This window comes from Streptomyces sp. NPDC088817, from assembly GCF_044750345.1.
In the GTDB taxonomy this organism is placed as follows: domain Bacteria; phylum Actinomycetota; class Actinomycetes; order Streptomycetales; family Streptomycetaceae; genus Streptomyces.
Genome location: NZ_JBIVJN010000009.1, coordinates 143060 through 160417, shown reverse-complemented (window position 1 = coordinate 160417; position 17358 = coordinate 143060). Strand labels below are relative to the sequence as shown.

Below are 17358 nucleotides of genomic sequence, written 5' to 3'. Positions count from 1 at the left end.
CCCGAGGGACGCGCGGTCCCATGTCGTTCGCCTCCTTGCTGATCGAAACACGCGATCCGGTGACCCGCTCCGTCACATACAGCCAGGTGGGCTAACGAGGCCGCGCGCGGCTCCGGCCGCCGGTCGCGGAGGACCCGTGCGGGCGCACTCTTGACAGTTATCTGTCATGCAGCGTGCAATATGTTGCATGCCAGTGCCGCAGAGCAGGGGACTCGTCTCCCGATCACTCCTCCGGGACAACGCCTACCGGGCCATCCGGGACGCCATCGTCGACGGCACCCTCGCACCGGGGGAGCGCCTCAACGACAACGACCTGGTGGAGTGGCTGGGCGTCAGCCGCACACCGGTGCGGGAGGCCCTGGCGCGGCTGGAGCAGGCCGGCCTGGTGCGGACGAAGCCCGGCCGCTACACCATGGTCAGCCCCCTGGACGTACGCGCCGCCCGCGCGGCCCAGTCGGTGACGGCGGCCATGCACGAACTCGCCGTCCGCGAGGCGATGCCCCACCTGACCGCCGCCGAGCCGGCCGCCATGCGCGAGGCCAACGCGCGCTTCGCCGACGCCCTGCGCCGGGGCGACGTCGACGCGGCGATCGAGGCCGACGACGCCTTCCACGGCGTCGCCGTCACCGCCTGTGCCAACCCGGCCGTCCGCACCGTCCTGGAGCAGTTCACGCCAGTGCTGCGGCGTGTGGAGAGGCTGCGTTTCTCCTCGCTGAGCGGCCGCGGCTCGGTCGCCCAGCACGAACGGATCATCGCGCTGTGCGAGTCCGGGGACGTCGAGGGGGCCGTGGCCGCCACCCGTGCCAACTGGCAGACGCTGCTGCCGCTGCTCGACACCGCGCTCCTCGACGCCGACGCCGACGCCGACGCCGACGCCGACGCCGGCGAGCAGGACGGCGGACCCGGCGGTGGCGTCACCCGGCGCTGACCCACCCGTCCCCACGCCCACGCAGGACCCTCATCCCCCGGCAGACGACCCCGCGAGGAGCCCCCAGATGTCCCTCGAGTCCTTCGAGCGCCACCCCCTGCTGTTCGGCCCCAGCCCCGTCCACCCGCTGGACCGGCTCAGTGACCATCTCGGCGGTGCCCGTGTCTGGGCCAAGCGGGAGGACTGCAACAGCGGTCTGGCCTTCGGCGGCAACAAGACCCGGAAGCTGGAGTACCTGGTCCCCGACGCGCTCCGCAAGGGCGCCGACACCCTGGTCACCATCGGCGGCGTCCAGTCCAACCACACCCGGCAGGTGGCCGCGGTCGCCGCGAAGACGGGTCTGAAGGCCGTTCTCGTCCAGGAGAGCTGGGTGGAGTGGCCGGACGCGGTCAACGACAAGGTCGGCAATATCCTGCTGTCCCGCGTCATGGGCGCCGACGTGCGCCTGGTCCGGGCGGACTTCGGCATCGGGTTCAAGGACAGCTGGCACCAGGCCCTGGAGGACGTCCGCGCCGCCGGCGGCACTCCGTACGCCATCCCCGCCGGAGCCTCCGACCACCCCCTGGGCGGCCTCGGCTTCGCCCACTGGGCCCACGAGGTCCAGCAGCAGGAACAGGAACTCGGGGTCTTCTTCGACACGATCGTGGTGTGCAGCGTCACCGGCAGCACGCACGCGGGCATGATCGCCGGTTTCGCGGGCCAGGACCGGCCCCGCCGGGTGCTGGGCATCGACGCCTCGGCCAAGATCGACGAGACCCGCGCCCAGGTGGCGAAGATCGCCCGCAACACCGCCGAACTCATAGGTTTGGGCCGGGAGTTGCGCGACGACGAGATCACCGTCCTGGAGGGCTGGGCCGGCGACCTCTACGGCGTCCCCGTCCAGTCCACCCTGGACGCCATCCGCCTCACCGGACGCCTCGAAGGCATGATCATCGACCCTGTCTACGAGGGCAAGTCCATGGCCGGCCTCATCGACCTCGTCCGGCGCGGCGACATCCCCAAGGGCTCGAACGTCCTGTACGCCCACCTGGGCGGCCAGCCTGCCCTCAACGCCTACAGCGGCGTTTTCCACTGACTCGCCTCGCAGGCCGGGCACAGAACCCGGGCGTCGCGACCGTAGCGGTGGGTCAGTCCGTGGCAGCGGGGGCAGTAGCCGACCTCTTCGGGGAGGCAGCCGAGCAGGATCGCCGCGGCGGTCCGGTCCGTCGCGGGGTCGATGCGCCGGGGCATCTCGTCCATATGTCCGAAGGTACGTCCGGCGCCCGGTCCCGGCCTCCCGGCGGGCCGGGTGTCCGGGAGCGCCGCCGCGGGGGCCTTACGGCTCCTGCGGCGTCGTCGTACTCACCGCGCCGAGCGTGCCGTCCGGCTCCGAGGCGATGACGACACCCGTGCTGATCCGGGCGAGTGTCGCCCGCAGCCATGCTCGCTCCTCCCCGGTGGCGGGCTCCAGCCGCATGCGCCGGGCCCGCAGCGCCACCATGCGCAGCCCCGCGAGCCGTCCCGTCTCCGCCCTGAGCGAGGGGAAGTAGGCGATCCGCAGGTCGTCGCGGTAACCCTCGTAGCCGGAGATGCCCTCGTAGTCGTCGATGAAGTCGCCGCAGCCGTACAGGATCAGCCGGTCGCGGTACACCTCCACGGGACGCGGGTGGTGCGAGGAGTGCCCGTGGACGACGTCGACGCCGCCGTCGACCAGCGCGCGGGCGAAGCGGATCTGCTCCCGGGGAACGTGGTAGCCCCAGTTGGACCCCCAGTGCACCGAGACGACCACGATGTCGCCCGGGGACCGCGCCCGCCGAACGCGTGCGACGACCGCCGCGGCCGCCTCCGCCGTCGCCGCCGGGACGTACGCGACACCGGCGCGGTCCGCCGTCGCCGCCCAGCTCCGCGGTATGCCGCTGGACGTCGTCCCCAGGGAGAACACCAGCACCCGGACCCCGTCCGCCACCGGGAGCACCGCGGGCGCGAACGCCTCCTGTGCGTCCCGGCCGGCGCCCGCCACCGGCAGTCCCGCCCCCGTCAGGGAGTCCAGCGTCTCAAGGAGCCCCGCACGGCCGAAGTCCAGCGTGTGGTTGTTGGCCAGGACGCAGACGCCGGGCCGGGCCACCTCCAGGGCGGGCAGGTTGCCCGGGTGCATCCGGTAGTGGACGTCCTTCTCCGGCGCGAACGCGTCGCTGCGGGTCACGGACGTCTCCAGATTCACGATCCGCACGTCCGGGGCGGCGGCCGCCAGCACCGGCAGCGCCTCGCCCCACGGCCACCGCGGTGGGACCGGCGCGGGGATCGGGCCGTTCGCCGCCTCCGCCAGCTCGACGTACGACCGGGCGTCGCGCACCCAGGCCTCCCGCAGGGCCGGATCGCCGGGGCACGGGAGGATCTGGTCGACGCCGCGGCCGAGCATCACGTCGCCGCACAGGAACAGCGTCACCACGCCGTCGCGCATACCCCCACCGTAGTGACCGCGACGGGAATCGAGGCGGGGCGGGAGCGCGCCGTGTTCCCCCGCCGGGAGGTCAGGCGTGGTCGACGAGCTGGGCGACTCCCTGCCGGCGCGCGCAGTTGGCGCAGCAGAAGAAGCGCCCGTCGGCCTGAAGACCGTGGCCGAGGATGCGGCAGTCGCAGTTGCCGCACGTCGGCGCGATCCGCTGGGCCGCGCACTCCAGGCTGTCGAAGATGTGGACCGCGTCGCCCGCGCGCACCTCGAACGACATCTCGTAGTCGTTGTTGCAGACCTCGCACACTGCCATGAGCCTTCACTCCTCGCTGTGCCGGACGGACCGGTGCCCCGGCGTCGGAACGGGTCGCGCGTCCCGAGGGCCGGGTCGCGCATCCCGAGCCGTATTCCACCAACGGCACCGGCCGGACCGGCCGCCGCGGCACAACCACTCCGACGGACCCCACGCCCCGCGAACGACGTCGCGGCGCCGCGGGGGGGGGGGGGCGCCCCGGGGGGGGGCGGGCCGGGACCGGCCCGGCCCGGGCCGGGGGCCCCCCGCGCGCGGGGGCCCCGGGCGCCCCCCCCCCCCCCCCCCATCGCCCGCGCCCCCGCGGGGGGGGGGGGCCCGCGACGCGGGGATCGCCTGCCTGTCAGCGGCCGGCCCTTCGCCTGGCGACCTCGGCGAGCGTGGCCCAGTCGCGCTCCGACCAGCCGGCCGCGACGGCTTCGAGCAGGGCGTCCCGCACCAGACTGCCGGTGGGCAGTGCCAGGTCGCGCTGCTGCGCAGCCGACAGGGCGAGGCCCACGTCCTTCAGCCCGAGCCGCGTCGTGAACCCGGGCGGCTCGTAACGCTGTCCGGCCATGAGCCCGCCGTACGTGCCGTAGACCGGACCGGGGAAGAGCGTGCCGCCGATCAGCTCGACGAACGCGGCGGCGTCGACGCCGTACGACTCCACCAGCGACGTCGCCTCCGCGGTGGCCTCGACCGCGGCGGCCAGCAGGAAGTTGACCGTGATCTTGACGACGTTGGCGCGTGCCGGATCGTCCCCGAGTTCCCAGATCCGCGCGGCCAGCGGTTCGAGCGCGGGCCTCGCCAGGTCCAGTGCCTCGGGGGCACCGGCGGCCAGGACATTGAGCTTCCCGGCCGCCGCCACGTCGGTCCGGCCGAGTACCGGCGCCGCCACGTAGCCGATGCCCCGTTGCGAGTGCCGCTGCTCCGCCTCGGAGGCGAAGCCCGCCGACACCGTCGCGTGGTTCACGTGCACGCGGCACTCGGCGTCGTCCAGCACTCCGCTGTCCAGGATGAGCGACCGGACGCCGGCGTCGTCGGACAGCATGCTCATCACCACGGGGAGCCGGAACACCTCGGCGAGGTCCGCCGCGGCCTCCGCCCCGTCCCCGCACAGCTCCTCGACGGCCGGCCGCGATCTGTTCCACACCACCACGCGGTGGCCGGCGGCCAGCAGCCTGCGCGCCATCGGCCGGCCCATCGTGCCGAGCCCGACGAACCCGATCCCGTCCATCCCTGTCGCTCCCATCCCGTGCCCCGGTCGCTTCACGCGGCCCCTCGGCCGTAGCGCGTCGCGATCATCCTGCTCCCGACGCGTCGCACAGTCCGTCATGAGCGCCCGTGCGCCCCGGACCCGACGCGTTCGCCCACCGAACGGCGCAGCGGGCCCGTCGCCGGGGCCCGCCGAGCGCCGTCGTCATCCGCTCGTCCGGCTCGTGTAGTCGAGCGCGAACCGGTCCTCGCAGATGTCGTCGAGGACGTGCATGAACCGCTCGTGGGCCGGGTGGGCCCAGTAGCCTTCGAACGCCTCCCGGTCGGTGAACCGGCCCAGGCAGCCGTGCGTGAACCCGCGGTCGAGACCGGACGGATTGGTGTTGTCGCCCCAGGTCAGGTCCGTCATCCCGGGGACTTCGCCGGCCAGTCCCTCGCTCAGCTCGGTGAGCGCGCGGGCCAGCGCTCGCTCCCGGCCGGGCCGGGGCCGGAAGACGACGTAGTGCTCCAGCACGGTCAGCTCCTCGCCGTGTCGCCGGCCGGGGCCCGGTCACCGGAGTCGACGGCGAAGCCGAAGCCGTTCCAGTAGCGGGTGCCGGCCACCAGCAGCTCGTCGGCCGGGAAGCGGGTGATCACCCGGGCACCGTCCCCGGTCACCACGACCTCCTCCTCGATACGGGCCGCGGACGAGCCGTCCTTGGTGGGCCAGTAGGTCTCCAGCGCGAAGACCATGCCCTCCTCGATCGGCACCGGGTGCTCCAGCGAGTGGTAGCGGCTGATCAGCGGCTGCTCCCACACCGACAGCCCGACCCCGTGGCAGTACTGCAGGCCGAACGCCTCCTCCTCGCTCGCGTACCCGAGGTCGGCGGCGCTGGGCAGGGCCAGGGCCACGTCGCGGGTGGTCGCGCCGGGGCGCACCGCGGCGATGGCCTGGTCGATCGCGTCGCGGGCCCGCTGGTAGGCGTCGCGCTGGGCGGCGTTGGAACTGCCGATGTTGAGCGTGCGGTAGTAGCAGGTCCGGTAGCCGTTGAAGGAGTGGATGATGTCGAAGTAGGCGGTGTCGCCGGGACGGGTCATGCGGTCGCTGAACACATGGGGGTGCGGGCTGCACCGCTCACCGGAGATCGCGTTGACCGCCTCGACCTCCTCCGAGCCGTTCTCGTACAGGACCCGGTTGACCAGGGCCACGGCCTCGTTCTCGCGCATGCCGACGTGCAGGGTGCGGTACAGCTCGTCGTAGGCCGCGTCGACCATGCCGGCCGCGTGGTCGAGCAGCGCGATCTCGTCGACCGTCTTGATCCTGCGGGCCCGCTGCATGAGTTCCTGCCCGTTGACGATGTGCAGGCCCTCGCCCTCCAGGGCCCGCAGCACCGGGATCTCGACGACGTCGACGCCGATCGGCTCACGGTGCAGGCCGCGCTCCCGCAGGTGCCCGGCGATCCGCCTGGCGTTGCCGGCCTCCACGCCGACGTTCTCGGGGATGGAACCGCGCCAGCTGGAGATGCCCGCCTGCCAGCTGGACTCGGGCAGCCAGCCCGCGTGCATCCTGTGCTGGCGGGCCGCCGAGCCGATGTCCCACAGGATCGGGTCCTCGCCGCGCATCAGCAGCACGCAGCGGAACAGCTTGTCCCGGGCCCAGTTCCCGATGTGGGTGGCCGTGGTGTAGCGGATGTTGTTCTGGTCGAACAGGATGAGCGCCCCCAGATCGGAGGACTCGAGCGCGGCGCGGGCCCGGGCCAGACGTTCGGTGCGCAGCCGCCTGAAGTCGACGCGCTCCTCCCAGTCGACGCCGAGGGTCGCGCCGGGAGAGGCGATGCCGTGCAGTGCCATGTCGGTCTCTTTCTACGGTGGTTGGAGGGAACTGCCGTTCACACGGGGGCGTACTCGCCGCTCTCCGGCTCGGGCACGGTGACCTCGGGGGCCGGCCCCTCACGGCCGGTCAGCTCCCAGGCGGCCCTGACGATCTCCCGCACGGACAGGCCGTACTTCTCGAACAGGTAGGGGCCGGTCCTGGACCCCTCGGCGAAGGTGTCGCGCAGGCCGATACGGCGCAGCGGCACGCCCGCACCCGCCTCGGCGAGGACCTCGGCCACGCTCGACCCGAGGCCGCCGACGACACTGTGGTTCTCCACCGTGACCGCGCCGCGGGCGCCTCGTACGGCGGTGAGGACGGCGCCGTGGTCGAGGGGTTTGATCGTCGGCAGGCTGGTGACGCCGGCGTCGACGCCATGGGCGCGCAGCCCGGCCGCGGCCCGCAGCGTGGCGGGCAGCATCATGCCGCTGGTGAGCAGGGCGACCTCGCCGCCGGGCAGGAGCTGCCGGCCCGCCCCGACGCGGAACTCGTGGTCGTCGTCGAACACCACCGGGATCTCACCGCGCTTGAGGCGCAGGTAGACCGGGCCGGGAAGGTCGGCGATCCGCGGCACCGCCTGCCGGATCTCCACCGCGTCGGCGACGTCGATCACGGTCATGTTCGGCAGCGCCCGCATGATCGCGACGTCCTCGATCGCCTGGTGGCTGGGCCCGCCCGGGGTGGAGATACCGGGCATGAAGCCGATGATCCGGACCGGCAGGTTCGGATACGCGATCGCGTTGACGATCTGGTCGTAGGGCCGTCGGGTGGCGAACACGCCGAAGGTGTGCACCCAGGGCTGGAGTCCCTCGCGGGCGAGGGCTCCGGCCATCGACATCATGTTCGCCTCGGCCATGCCCGCGTGGACGAACCGCTCCGGGAAGACGTCCTGGAACAGGTCGACCTCGCACTGCCGGGTCAGATCGCCGGAGAGGCACACGATGTCCTCGCGGGTGCGCGCCAGTTCCACGAGCGCACGGCCGTAGGGCTTCAGCTCGGTCCGGTAGGGGGCCTCACGCATCGCCGTCCTCCAACTCCGCCAGGGCGCGGGCGGCGAGCTCGGCCGGCAGCTTGATGAAATGCCCGTCCGCGTCCTCGGGCAGGCAGGCCAGCCCGTGCACCGTGGACGTCCTGGCCACCACCACGCCCGGGCGTTCGTCCTCGATCGCGCGCCCCAGGGCGGCCCGGAGCGCCGCGGTGTCGTGGCCGTCGATCTCCTCGGCGTACCAGCCGAACGACGCCCACTTGTCCACCAGCGGGTCGACGGTGGTGATCGAGCTGACCGGGCCGTCGACCTGCGAGTCGTTCGCGTCGAGCAGGACCACCACGTCGCGCAGCCGGTGGTGGCCCGCGAACAGCGCCGCCTCCCAGGTCTGGCCTTCCTGCACCTCCCCGTCGCTGACCAGGACGAAGGTGCGCCGTGAGCCCTCCAGACCGCGCAGCCGGTCCGCGAGCGCGAACCCGGCCGCGCCGGACAGGCCCTGGGCGAGCGAACCGCAGGTGAGGTCGACGGCGGGACTGGTCTCGGTGCCGATCGCCTCCAGGTCGGCGCCGTCCTGGCCGTACTCGCCGAGCTGCTCGTCGGTGAGTTCGCCCGCCTCGCGGGCCACGGCGTACGCGGCGATGACGTAGTGCCCGGGGGAGCAGACGAAGCGGTCGACGCCCTGCCGGAACCAGTGGGTGTGCAGCACGGCCAGCTGCTCGGCCGACGACAGGGCCTGGCCGAGGTAGCCGAACCCGTGCGGGGTCACCATCCGCAGCGCGTGCAGCCGGATCCGGCGGGCGAGGCCGACGGCGGCGTCGGTGTCCGCGGCCGTGCCCGTGCCCGTGCCGAGGGCGCTCACGCGTCGGCCTCCTTCGGTCCCAGCATGGCGACGAAGTGGGCCAGGGCGGCGTCGAGGTCCGCGGCGTAACCGGCGTTGACGCTCAGCTCGGCGAGGGCACGGCGTCCGGTGGCGGCCAGGGCGCCGGACCGGGCCGCGGCCTCGGCCAGCTCCTGGACGTGCCGGTCGACCTCGGCGGACGGCGCGGTCCCGGCCAGCACGCCGAGCGCCGCGAGCCGCGCGGCGGTGAACGTACGGCCGGTGACCAGGTTGTACGTCGCGAGCTTGGCCGGCAGCAGGTGCCGCACGGGAACCTGGGCGATCATCGGCCAGCCGCCACCGGCCACCTCGACGGTGCCCAGCTCCGCGTCGTCGGCCGCGACGCAGGCGTCGGCGAGCAGCGCGATCGAGAAGCCCGACGCCAGCGCGTCGCCGCGCACCGCGGCGAGCACCGGTTTGCGCAGCAGCGGTAGGAGCCCCAGCAGTTCGATCACCTCGGCGGCGAACTCCTCGGCGGTCCCGGTCGCCTTGAGTTTCGCCAGGTCGGCGCCGCCGCAGAACGTCCGCGCGGAGCCCGCCAGCACGATCACCGAGGACGCGCGGTCCTCGTCGGCCTCGCGCAGCACGCGGACGAGGGCGCGGGTGACCTCCAGGTCGAGGAGGTTGCGTGCGCCGTTGTCCCATTCGATCCAGGTGGCCGTTCCGCGTCTCGTGGCGCTCACGGGGGCCGCCTTGGCAACTGACCGGTTCATCGTTCCTCGCTCCTCGCGTCGGTCGTCAGCGGGCGGAACGAGCCGAGTCCGCCCTGGAAGAACAGCAGGGGCCGCCGCACCGGCTCGGCGCTCAGCGCCCGCACCCGGCCCACCACGAGGTGGTGGTCGCCGGTGTCGGTGATCTGCTCGATGTCGCAGTCGATCCAGGCGAGGGCGTCGTCGAGGACCGGGGCGCCCGAGGGGGCCTCCCGCCAGGCGAGGGACTGGAAGCGCCGGCCGGCGGGTCCGGCGAAGCGGGCGCAGAGCTCGTGGTGCTGTTCCGCGACGACGTTCACGCAGAAGCTGCCGAAGTCGCGGATCGCCGGGAAGGTGCCGGAGGTCCTGGCCGGGAAGAAGCCGACGAGCGCGGGGTCGAGTGAGATCGAGGTGAAGCTGCCGATCGTCATGCCGACCGGATCGCCCTGCGGTGTGCGGGCCGTCACCACGGTGACGCCCGTGGGGTAGTGGCCGAGGACGTGGCGGAACCGCTCGGGCGTCACGGCGCCGGCCTCGCGGTGGGAAAGGGTCGCGGTCATGGAATCGCTCCGATCCGGCTCACACATGGAAGGGCAGCGGGCCGTCGGCGCCGAGCAGCAACTTGCCGTAGACGTCGGCCGCGATGCCGGGGGTGGCGTGCACATGGCTGCCGGCCATGCCGACGTCCTGGAAGAGCCGCGCCAGCGTGCTGGTCTCCATGAAGCTGCTGGAGCCCGCCGCCTTGAGCAGCGCGTCCACGGCCTCCTGGACGAGCGTGACGATGTGGCCGACGTCGTGGCGGACGCGGGCGCGGGCCAGTTCGCCGGGGTAGTCGCCCCGCAGGGCGGCCTCGTCGATGTCCCGGCAGGCGCGGTGGGCGAGCAGTTCGGCCGCGTCGACCTTCGACATGGCCTGGGCGACGGCCACTTGGTGCACGGGGGAGTTGCGGGTCCGCGTGTAGGCGGTGCCCACCACGCCCTTGGTCTTCATCCGCTCCAGGGAGTGTTCGAGAGCCGCCCGCCCCAGTCCGATCTGGATGCCGCCGAAGATGACGGTGCCGGTCGGCAGGAACGCGGCGTTCGCCCGGGGTTCGCTGTCGCGGAGCTCGGTCGCGTAGTCGCCCTTGACCAGGTCGTCGAAGTACTGGGCGCGGTGGTCCGGGACGAAGACCTCCTCGGCGACCACGGTGTCGCTGCCCGTCGCCCGCATGCCGATCGGGAACCAGGAACGTTCGATCGTCCACTCGCCCGGGTGCAGGACGGCCAGGGCGTGGTCGGCGCCGCCGTCCTCCCGCGGGGCGAGGAATCCCATGATCGCGTGGCTGGCGGCGTACGACCCGGAGGCGTACGGCCAGCGGCCGGAGACCACCCAGCCCCCCTCCACACGACGGCCCTCGGCCGACGGCGCCAGCACCACGCAGCAGCGGCTCGCGGGGTCCTCGCCCCAGATCTCGTCCTGGGCCCTGACCGGCCACGTGGTCGCGAACCAGTTGCCGATGTTCAGCAGCATCGCCGACCAGCCGGTGGATCCGTCCGCCTGCGCCAGCGCGGCCAGCACATCGACGGTGGTCCGCGAGTTCGTCTCCGCGCCGCCGTACCGCCGGGGGACGGTGAGGCTCAGCAGGCCCTCTCCGGCCAGCGCGTCGATCACGGCCGCTACGACGCGGCCCTCACGGTTGCCCTGCTCCGCGTGGTCCCGGATGAGCGCACGCAGGGCGGTGGCACGCGCGACGATCTCGTTGTCCGGCTCGGTACCGGTTGCCGAAGGGAGCGACACGACCTCGCTCGCCAGGGTGGTCACACTCATTTCCCACTCCCGTTGGGTTGCCCGCATGGATGGTTCGTGGGGAGGACTCTGGGCGACCGGCCGTGCCCGGGCCCATGGTCAGCGGCCCCAAAGTTCCCGGGCGGGGGTGTGGATCCGGGGGAGCCGGGCGGCCCTGCCCGTCGCCGGACACGGCACCGGGCACAAGCCCGGCCGCCGGTCCTGTGCGGGGTGAACAGGTCTTCGCGTCCCGGCGACCGGACCCGTGCTCATACCGGGAGGGAAGTGGTTCGATGTGGCCACAGTGCCCGCCAGCACCGAGGAGAGCACCATGGAGCACGACTGGATCCGCCGCCTTGCGCCGGGCACGGTGACAGAGCCGGTCACGTCACTGGCCACACGGCGCCGGGCCGCCAGGGCGATCGGCGACCGGGCGACCGCCTGGGGCGTGGACGCGGGCAGGCGGATGGCGGCCTACATTCTGGAAACCCTCACGGACTGGCCGGGGGACCGCTCGGACGAGGAGCGGGAGGCACTGCAACGGGCCACCGAGGCCAGCACGCTGGACACGCTCACCGCGCTGGTGACCCAGGACGTCACCCTGCTGGGGAAGTCGAGCGAGCCGGCGCAGAACATCGCGTTCTACGTCGCCGAGGGGATCCCGCTCGAAGAGGTCGTGCGCAACGTGCACACCGGGCAGGAGTTCCTCATCCAGGAACTGATCGGCCGCATCGGGCAGTTGGTTCCGGCCGAGCGGCGCCTGGAGACGGTCCAGGCGGCCACGCGCGCGGTCATCCAGAGCTGGTCGGCGTTCATCAGCGAGATCACGCGCGCCTACGCCGCGGAGGCGCGCCGGTGGCAGGAGAGCACCGAGGGAGCCCGGATGCAGGCGGTGCGCCGGATCCTCGGCGGAACACGCCGGCCGGCCGAGGACGCCGACCAGGATCTCGGCCACCGGCTGGAGCAGACCCATGTGGGCCTGATCCTCTGGCTGGAGGGGCTCGACATCGAGACGGCGCGGCTGTTCGACTTCGCGGGCGTCGCCGCGTCGCTGGCGAGTCTCACGCTCAGCGAGCCCGGGCCCCTCGTGATCCGGCGTGGTGCCACCCGGGTGGACGTCTGGCTCGGCAGTCCCCAGGGCGACGTGCCCGCCGTCCTCGACATGAAGGCCGCGCTGCCGCCGCCGCTGCGCGTCGCGGTGGGCAGGCCCGCGGTCGGCGTGGACGGCTTCCGCACCACGCACGAGGAGGCGGTCGCCGCCCGGCGGGTGGCCCGGCTCGGCGCGACCGGCAGTCAGGTCGTGGACTACCCCGACGTCGAGTTGGTCTCGCTGCTCGCCGCCGATCCGCACCGGGCACGGGCGTTCGCGCACTCGGTGCTGGGACCGCTGCACCGTGCCGACGCGCGGATGGACGAGCTGCGGCGGACACTGGCGGTGCACATCGACAGCGACCGCAGCATCGCGCAGACCGCCCAGTCGCTGCACGCGCACCGCAACACGATCTCCTACCGCCTGAACCGGGCCTCGGAGTTGCTCCCCGAGGGGCACACCACGACGGAACTGCGCTGCGCCCTGCTGCTCGCCGAGCTGTTCCCCGGCGCGAGTTGACCCCTGTGGGCGGGCACCGGTACACGCGATCCATGAGCGCCGGGCCGCCCGTTGCCGGGGCGGAGTGGACACAAGTTCGGCGTGTCGCCGCCGTGTTGGCGGTGACATGCTGGAAAATGCCGCGGGAAAGAGAGATCAACATCGCCCGAGCTGGGTAAGTGATCTTCAGTCCCAGCCTCGAGGAAGGCCACCGCTGATGCAGTCCATACCCGGCCCGGCCCACGCCGTCGTCCTGCGCCACCCCCACAGCCGTGCCGGTGCCCCCCTCAGCCCCTCAGGCGCGGAGCTGCTGCGCATCATCTCCGACCCGAGCATGCTCGTGTTCCTCACCGTGCACGCCGGCGGACGCCGCAGGTACAGCTACTGGCAGCCCTTCGAGCCCCGTACCGGCCGGGGAAGCTGCTACGTCGCGCTGCCCACCGACCTGTGCGACATGCTGCACTCCAGCGGACGGATCACACTCGGCGAGCCCCTGGTCGACTCCACCAGGACCACCTACCGCGTCGGCCCCGCGGACACCCCGGTCGCGCCGCGCCGCCCCCTGCGGACGGGGGTACTCGCGGCATGACCGAGGGGGCCGGCGGTCCGCACCGCCGGCCCCCTCGGTCATGCCGTCGCGCGGGGAAGGTGACGCTCCCTCACCGGCACAACTCCGCGAACGCGCATGAACGCCTCGTCGGGCCCGTGACCAGGTGCGCCGGAACCGGCTCGCCTTGCACGCCTCCTTCCAGCGGGTCGATCCTGGCGGAGAGGCATGCCGGCCGACCGTATGGACCGAGCGCAGAGAGCTGCGGAGCCCGCGGCTACCACGGCCCGCGCAGGGAGCGCCGCATCGTCGTCGGTGTCTCACTGGCCGGCCTGCGCGCGGCGGAGACCTTGCGCGACGAGGGCTTCACCGGATCACTGACCGTGATCGGCGACGATCCGTACGAGCCCTACGACCGGCCGCCGCTGTCCAAGCAGGCGCTGCTCGGGCGGGCTCACGCCGAGGATACGGCGCTGCCGAGGCGGCGCGGCATCGACGCCGAAGGGCGTCTGGGCGTCGCCGCCGAGAGCCTGGGCCGCGGCGCCAAGCAGGTACGCCTGGCGAACGGCGACACTGTCCCCTACGACCGCCTGCTGATCACCACGGGGACCAGGGCGCGGCCCTGGCGGACATCGACGTCGCCGGCACCACGATCCCCGAGGGCTCGCCGGTCTGGCTCATGCTGGCCGCGGCCAACCGGGACCCCAAGCGCTTCGAGGACCCCGACCGGTTCGATCCCGACCGCCAGGACAACGAGCACCTGGGTTTCCACACCGGCATCCACTACTGCTTCGGCGCCCCTCTCGCCCGCATGGAACTGCACCTGGCCGTGCCCGAGCTGTTCCGCCGGGTCAAGTTCTCCCGGCTGCTGGAGGACCCGCCGCCGTACCGCGTCAACGCGGTGCTGCGCGGCCCCCGTCACCTTCCCGTGGCGATCGAGGGCCTCACAGCCTGAGCACGGCCGCGCCCGGTCGGCCGGGGCGCCCGGCCGTGGACACGGCACGGACGCTTCGAAAGCCCCGGTCAGGCGCCGACGTACGCCGCGAGGTGCTGACCGGTGAGGGTGGAGCGGGCGGCGACCAGGTCGGCGGGGGTGCCCTCGAAGACGACCCGGCCGCCGTCGTGCCCGGCCCCCGGGCCGAGGTCGATGATCCAGTCGGCGTGCGCCATGACCGCCTGGTGGTGCTCGACGACGATCACCGACTTGCCCGAGTCGACGAGCCGGTCGAGCAGGCCCAGCAGGTGCTCGACATCGGCGAGGTGCAGACCGGCGGTCGGCTCGTCGAGGACGTAGACGCCGCCCTTCTCGGCCATGTGGGTGGCCAGCTTGAGCCGCTGCCGCTCGCCGCCGGACAGCGTGGTCAGCGGCTGCCCCAGGGTGAGGTAGCCCAGCCCGACGTCGGCGAGCCGGCCGAGGACGCGGTGCGCGGCCGGTGTGCGGGCCTCCCCTGCGCCGAAGAACTCCTCGGCCTCGGCCACCGGCATCGCCAGCACCTCGCTGATGTCACGGCCGCCGAGGTGGTACTCGAGGACCGACGCGTCGAACCGCTTCCCCTCGCACTCCTCGCAGGTGGTGGCGACACCGGCCATCATCGCCAGGTCGGTGTAAATGACACCGGCGCCGTTGCACGAGGGGCAGGCGCCCTCGGAGTTGGCGCTGAACAGGGCCGGCTTCACCCCGTTGGCCTTGGCGAACGCCTTGCGGATCGGTTCGAGCAGTCCGGTGTACGTCGCCGGGTTGCTGCGCCGCGAGCCGCGGATCGCGCCCTGGTCGACCGACACCACGCCCGCGCCGGCCGGGATCGACCCGTGCACCAGCGAGCTCTTGCCGGAACCGGCCACGCCGGTGACGACGACGAGCGTGCCGAGCGGGATGTCGACGTCGACGCCCCGCAGGTTGTGCGAGGTGGCGCCGCGGATCTCCAGCGTGCCGGCCGGCTTGCGCACCGTCTTCTTCAGGGACGCCCGGTCGTCGAGGTGGCGGCCGGTGAGGGTGCCGCCGGCCCGCAGTCCCTCGACGGTGCCCTCGAAGCAGACGGCGCCGCCCGCCGTGCCGGCGCCGGGACCGAGGTCGACGACGTGGTCGGCGATCGCGATGGTCTCCGGCTTGTGCTCCACGACGAGCACGGTGTTGCCCTTGTCCCGCAGCCGCAGCAGGAGGTCGTTCATCCGCTGGATGTCGTGCGGATGCAGTCCGGTGGTGGGCTCGTCGAAGACGTAGGTGACGTCCGTCAGCGAGGAGCCGAGGTGGCGGATCATCTTCACGCGCTGTGCCTCGCCGCCCGACAGCGTGCCCGACGGGCGGTCGAGCGAGAGGTAGCCGAGGCCGATCTCCACGAACGAGTCGAGGGTCTGCTGCAACGTGGCGAGCAGCGGTGCCATCGTCGGCTCGTCCAGGCCGCGGACCCACTCGGCCAGATCGCTGATCTGCATCGCGCAGGCGTCGGCGATGCTGGTTTCGCCGATCCGCGAGGAGCGGGCCGCCTCGCTGAGCCGGGTGCCCCCGCACTCGGGGCAGTCGGTGAAGGTGATCGCGCGGTCCACGAACTCCCGGATGTGCGGCTGCATCGCCTCCCGGTCCTTGGACAGCATCGACTTCTGGATCCTCGGGATCAGACCCTCGTAGGTCATGTTGATGCCCGCGATCTTCATCCGGGTCGCCTCGCGGTGCAGGAAGTCGTGCAGCTCCTGCTTGGTGAACTTCCGGATCGGCTTGTCCGCGTCGAAGAAGCCGGACTCGCTGTAGAGCCGGTAGTTCCAGCCGCCCGGCTTGTAGCCGGGGATGGTCAGCGCGCCCTCGGCGAGCGACTTGGAGTCGTCGTAGAGCTGGGTGAGGTCGACGTCGGAGACCGTGCCCCGGCCCTCGCAGCGCGGGCACATGCCGCCGGTGATGCTGAAGCTGCGCCGCTCCTTCACGGTCTTCCCGGCGCGTTCCACGGTGACCGCGCCCGCGCCGCTGATCGAGGGCACGTTGAAGGAGAACGCCTTGGCGGAGCCGATGTGCGGCTGCGCGAGCCGGCTGAACAGGATGCGCAGCATCGCGTTGGCGTCGGTCGCGGTGCCCACCGTGGAACGCGGGTCGCCGCCCATCCGCTGCTGGTCGACGATGATCGCGGTGGTCAGCCCGTCGAGGACGTCGACCTCGGGCCGGGCCAGCGTCGGCATGAAGCCCTGCACGAAGGCGCTGTAGGTCTCGTTGATCAGCCGCTGCGACTCGGCGGCGATCGTGTCGAAGACGAGTGAGCTCTTGCCCGAGCCGGAGACACCGGTGAACACCGTCAGGCGCCGCTTCGGGATCTCGATGCTGACGTCCTTGAGGTTGTTCTCGCGCGCGCCGAGCACGCGGATCATGTCGTGGCTGTCGGCAGCGTGTGCCGCGGGCGACGGCGTGTCCGTGGCCTTGCTCATCGTGTCTCCATCTGTGAGGCTGGGCCGCCTTCGCGGCGACGCCGGGGGTCCGCCTGAACGGCGGTGTCGGCCGGGGTGGCGCGACGCCCGTCCGGCGGCGCTCACCGGGGCCGCGCTCCGCGCGAGAACCAAGGCATTATCCATGCATTCCGACTTTGTGCACTCTTCCGTAGGTCATCGGACTGGTCGCCGGACAGCCCGGCCCACGCTACCGGCGGCCCGGTGCCCGGCGCTTCTCGACTCCTGACCAGTCCCGGGGCACGTCCTGACGGCTCGGAGCGCGTCCTGCCCGGTCAAGGGCACGTGCTGCCGGTCAGGGGCGCGCTGAACGCCCGGCCGGGCACCAGGGTGCGGGTGTCCGGCCGGGCTCCGCCCCGGTTACAGATACGGGCGGGTGATCAGCTCGATCCCGTGGCCGGCGGGGTCCTTGAGGTAGACCCCTCGGCCGCCGTGCTCGTGGTTGATCTCGCCGGGGCACCGCATGTGCGGATCGGCCCAGTGCTCGATGCCGCCGTCGCGCAGCCGCTGATACGCCCGGTCGAAGAGGTCGTCGTCGACCAGGAACGCGTAGTGCTGCATCTGGATCTCCACAGGCGGCTCGGCGAACTGGAGCAGCACGCCGTCGGCGAGCCGGACGTTGGTGAACGGGCCCCAGGACGGCGCCGCCCCCGCTTCGAGCAGCTCCCGGAAGAAGCGGGCCGACTCCTCGGGGTCCTTGGAGGCGATGATGGTGTGGTTGAACGTGGCTGTCATTCGGCTGACCTGACTGTGGTTCGGCACGGAAA

The 17358-nt window shown here is 72.6% G+C and carries 17 protein-coding genes and 2 pseudogenes; 6 read left to right on the top strand and 13 right to left on the bottom strand.

What is annotated here, in order from left to right; genetic code table 11:
• Window positions 1-187 precede the first annotated feature (187 nt).
• Together ACIP4X_RS18995 and ACIP4X_RS18990 are read left to right on the top strand one after the other, a co-directional pair.
• Complete coding sequence (locus tag ACIP4X_RS18995) at window positions 188-928, top strand: FCD domain-containing protein (RefSeq protein ID WP_391455562.1); 741 nt, start codon at window positions 188-190, stop codon at window positions 926-928.
• Window positions 929-995: 67 nt separating this feature from the next.
• A complete protein-coding gene (locus tag ACIP4X_RS18990; protein WP_358732157.1) occupies window positions 996-2003 on the top strand; it encodes a 1-aminocyclopropane-1-carboxylate deaminase in 1008 nt (335 codons plus the stop codon).
• Here ACIP4X_RS18990 and ACIP4X_RS18985 read toward each other — a convergent pair.
• The 11 genes from ACIP4X_RS18985 to ACIP4X_RS18935 form a co-directional block, all read right to left on the bottom strand.
• Complete coding sequence (locus ACIP4X_RS18985) at window positions 1982-2167, bottom strand: hypothetical protein (protein WP_358732156.1); 186 nt, start codon at window positions 2165-2167, stop codon at window positions 1982-1984. The genes ACIP4X_RS18990 and ACIP4X_RS18985 overlap by 22 nt on opposite strands.
• A 76-nt stretch (window positions 2168-2243) precedes the next feature.
• Complete coding sequence (locus ACIP4X_RS18980; protein WP_358732154.1) at window positions 2244-3368, bottom strand: CapA family protein; 1125 nt, start codon at window positions 3366-3368, stop codon at window positions 2244-2246.
• Between the two features lie 70 nt (window positions 3369-3438).
• The gene (locus ACIP4X_RS18975; protein ID WP_100568832.1) at window positions 3439-3672 is read right to left on the bottom strand and encodes a hypothetical protein; all 234 of its coding nucleotides are present in this window, start codon (window positions 3670-3672) and stop codon (window positions 3439-3441) included.
• A gap of 340 nt (window positions 3673-4012) precedes the next feature.
• Window positions 4013-4885, bottom strand: a complete 873-nt coding sequence (locus ACIP4X_RS18970) for an NAD(P)-dependent oxidoreductase (protein WP_358734118.1) — start codon at window positions 4883-4885, stop codon at window positions 4013-4015.
• Between the two features lie 183 nt (window positions 4886-5068).
• Window positions 5069-5377: a Dabb family protein gene (locus tag ACIP4X_RS18965; protein ID WP_358734120.1), complete on the bottom strand. Its 309-nt coding sequence runs from the start codon at window positions 5375-5377 to the stop codon at window positions 5069-5071.
• Between the two features lie 2 nt (window positions 5378-5379).
• The gene (locus ACIP4X_RS18960) at window positions 5380-6693 is read right to left on the bottom strand and encodes a Xaa-Pro peptidase family protein (RefSeq protein ID WP_358734122.1); all 1314 of its coding nucleotides are present in this window, start codon (window positions 6691-6693) and stop codon (window positions 5380-5382) included.
• Between the two features lie 38 nt (window positions 6694-6731).
• A complete protein-coding gene (locus ACIP4X_RS18955) occupies window positions 6732-7736 on the bottom strand; it encodes a transketolase C-terminal domain-containing protein (protein WP_358734124.1) in 1005 nt (334 codons plus the stop codon).
• Entirely contained in the window at window positions 7729-8559 is an 831-nt protein-coding gene (locus tag ACIP4X_RS18950; RefSeq protein WP_358734125.1) for a 1-deoxy-D-xylulose-5-phosphate synthase N-terminal domain-containing protein, read from the bottom strand. Before ACIP4X_RS18950 ends, ACIP4X_RS18955 begins: the two co-directional genes overlap by 8 nt.
• Entirely contained in the window at window positions 8556-9260 is a 705-nt protein-coding gene (locus ACIP4X_RS18945) for an enoyl-CoA hydratase/isomerase family protein (RefSeq protein WP_401349510.1), read from the bottom strand. The genes ACIP4X_RS18950 and ACIP4X_RS18945 overlap by 4 nt, the downstream gene beginning before the upstream one ends.
• A 26-nt stretch (window positions 9261-9286) precedes the next feature.
• Window positions 9287-9826, bottom strand: coding sequence for a flavin reductase (locus ACIP4X_RS18940; RefSeq protein ID WP_391455570.1), 540 nt, complete (start codon window positions 9824-9826; stop codon window positions 9287-9289).
• 19 nt (window positions 9827-9845) lie between these two features.
• Entirely contained in the window at window positions 9846-11072 is a 1227-nt protein-coding gene (locus tag ACIP4X_RS18935) for an acyl-CoA dehydrogenase family protein (RefSeq protein ID WP_401349506.1), read from the bottom strand.
• 262 nt (window positions 11073-11334) lie between these two features.
• On the opposite strand from ACIP4X_RS18935, the gene ACIP4X_RS18930 reads away from it, so the two are divergent.
• The 4 genes and pseudogenes from ACIP4X_RS18930 to ACIP4X_RS18915 all read left to right on the top strand — a co-directional run.
• The gene (locus ACIP4X_RS18930) at window positions 11335-12639 is read left to right on the top strand and encodes a PucR family transcriptional regulator (RefSeq protein WP_401349503.1); all 1305 of its coding nucleotides are present in this window, start codon (window positions 11335-11337) and stop codon (window positions 12637-12639) included.
• Window positions 12640-12835: 196 nt separating this feature from the next.
• On the top strand, window positions 12836-13207 hold the full coding sequence (locus ACIP4X_RS18925; RefSeq protein ID WP_358734136.1) for a hypothetical protein: 372 nt from the start codon (window positions 12836-12838) through the stop codon (window positions 13205-13207).
• A gap of 263 nt (window positions 13208-13470) precedes the next feature.
• Window positions 13471-13791: pseudogene (locus ACIP4X_RS18920) on the top strand (FAD-dependent oxidoreductase); the annotation flags it as partial.
• Window positions 13785-14120 (top strand): annotated as a pseudogene (locus ACIP4X_RS18915) (cytochrome P450); the annotation flags it as partial. The pseudogenes ACIP4X_RS18920 and ACIP4X_RS18915, both read left to right, overlap by 7 nt.
• A 68-nt stretch (window positions 14121-14188) precedes the next feature.
• Here ACIP4X_RS18915 and ACIP4X_RS18910 read toward each other — a convergent pair.
• Both ACIP4X_RS18910 and ACIP4X_RS18905 read right to left on the bottom strand, forming a co-directional pair.
• Window positions 14189-16573 carry an excinuclease ABC subunit UvrA gene (locus ACIP4X_RS18910; protein WP_358734138.1) on the bottom strand — a complete coding sequence of 795 codons (2385 nt, stop codon included), beginning with the start codon at window positions 16571-16573 and terminating at the stop codon, window positions 14189-14191.
• 378 nt (window positions 16574-16951) lie between these two features.
• Window positions 16952-17326 (bottom strand): VOC family protein, encoded by a 375-nt coding sequence (locus tag ACIP4X_RS18905; protein ID WP_358734140.1) that lies wholly within the window; start codon window positions 17324-17326, stop codon window positions 16952-16954.
• Window positions 17327-17358: the final 32 nt, after the last annotated feature.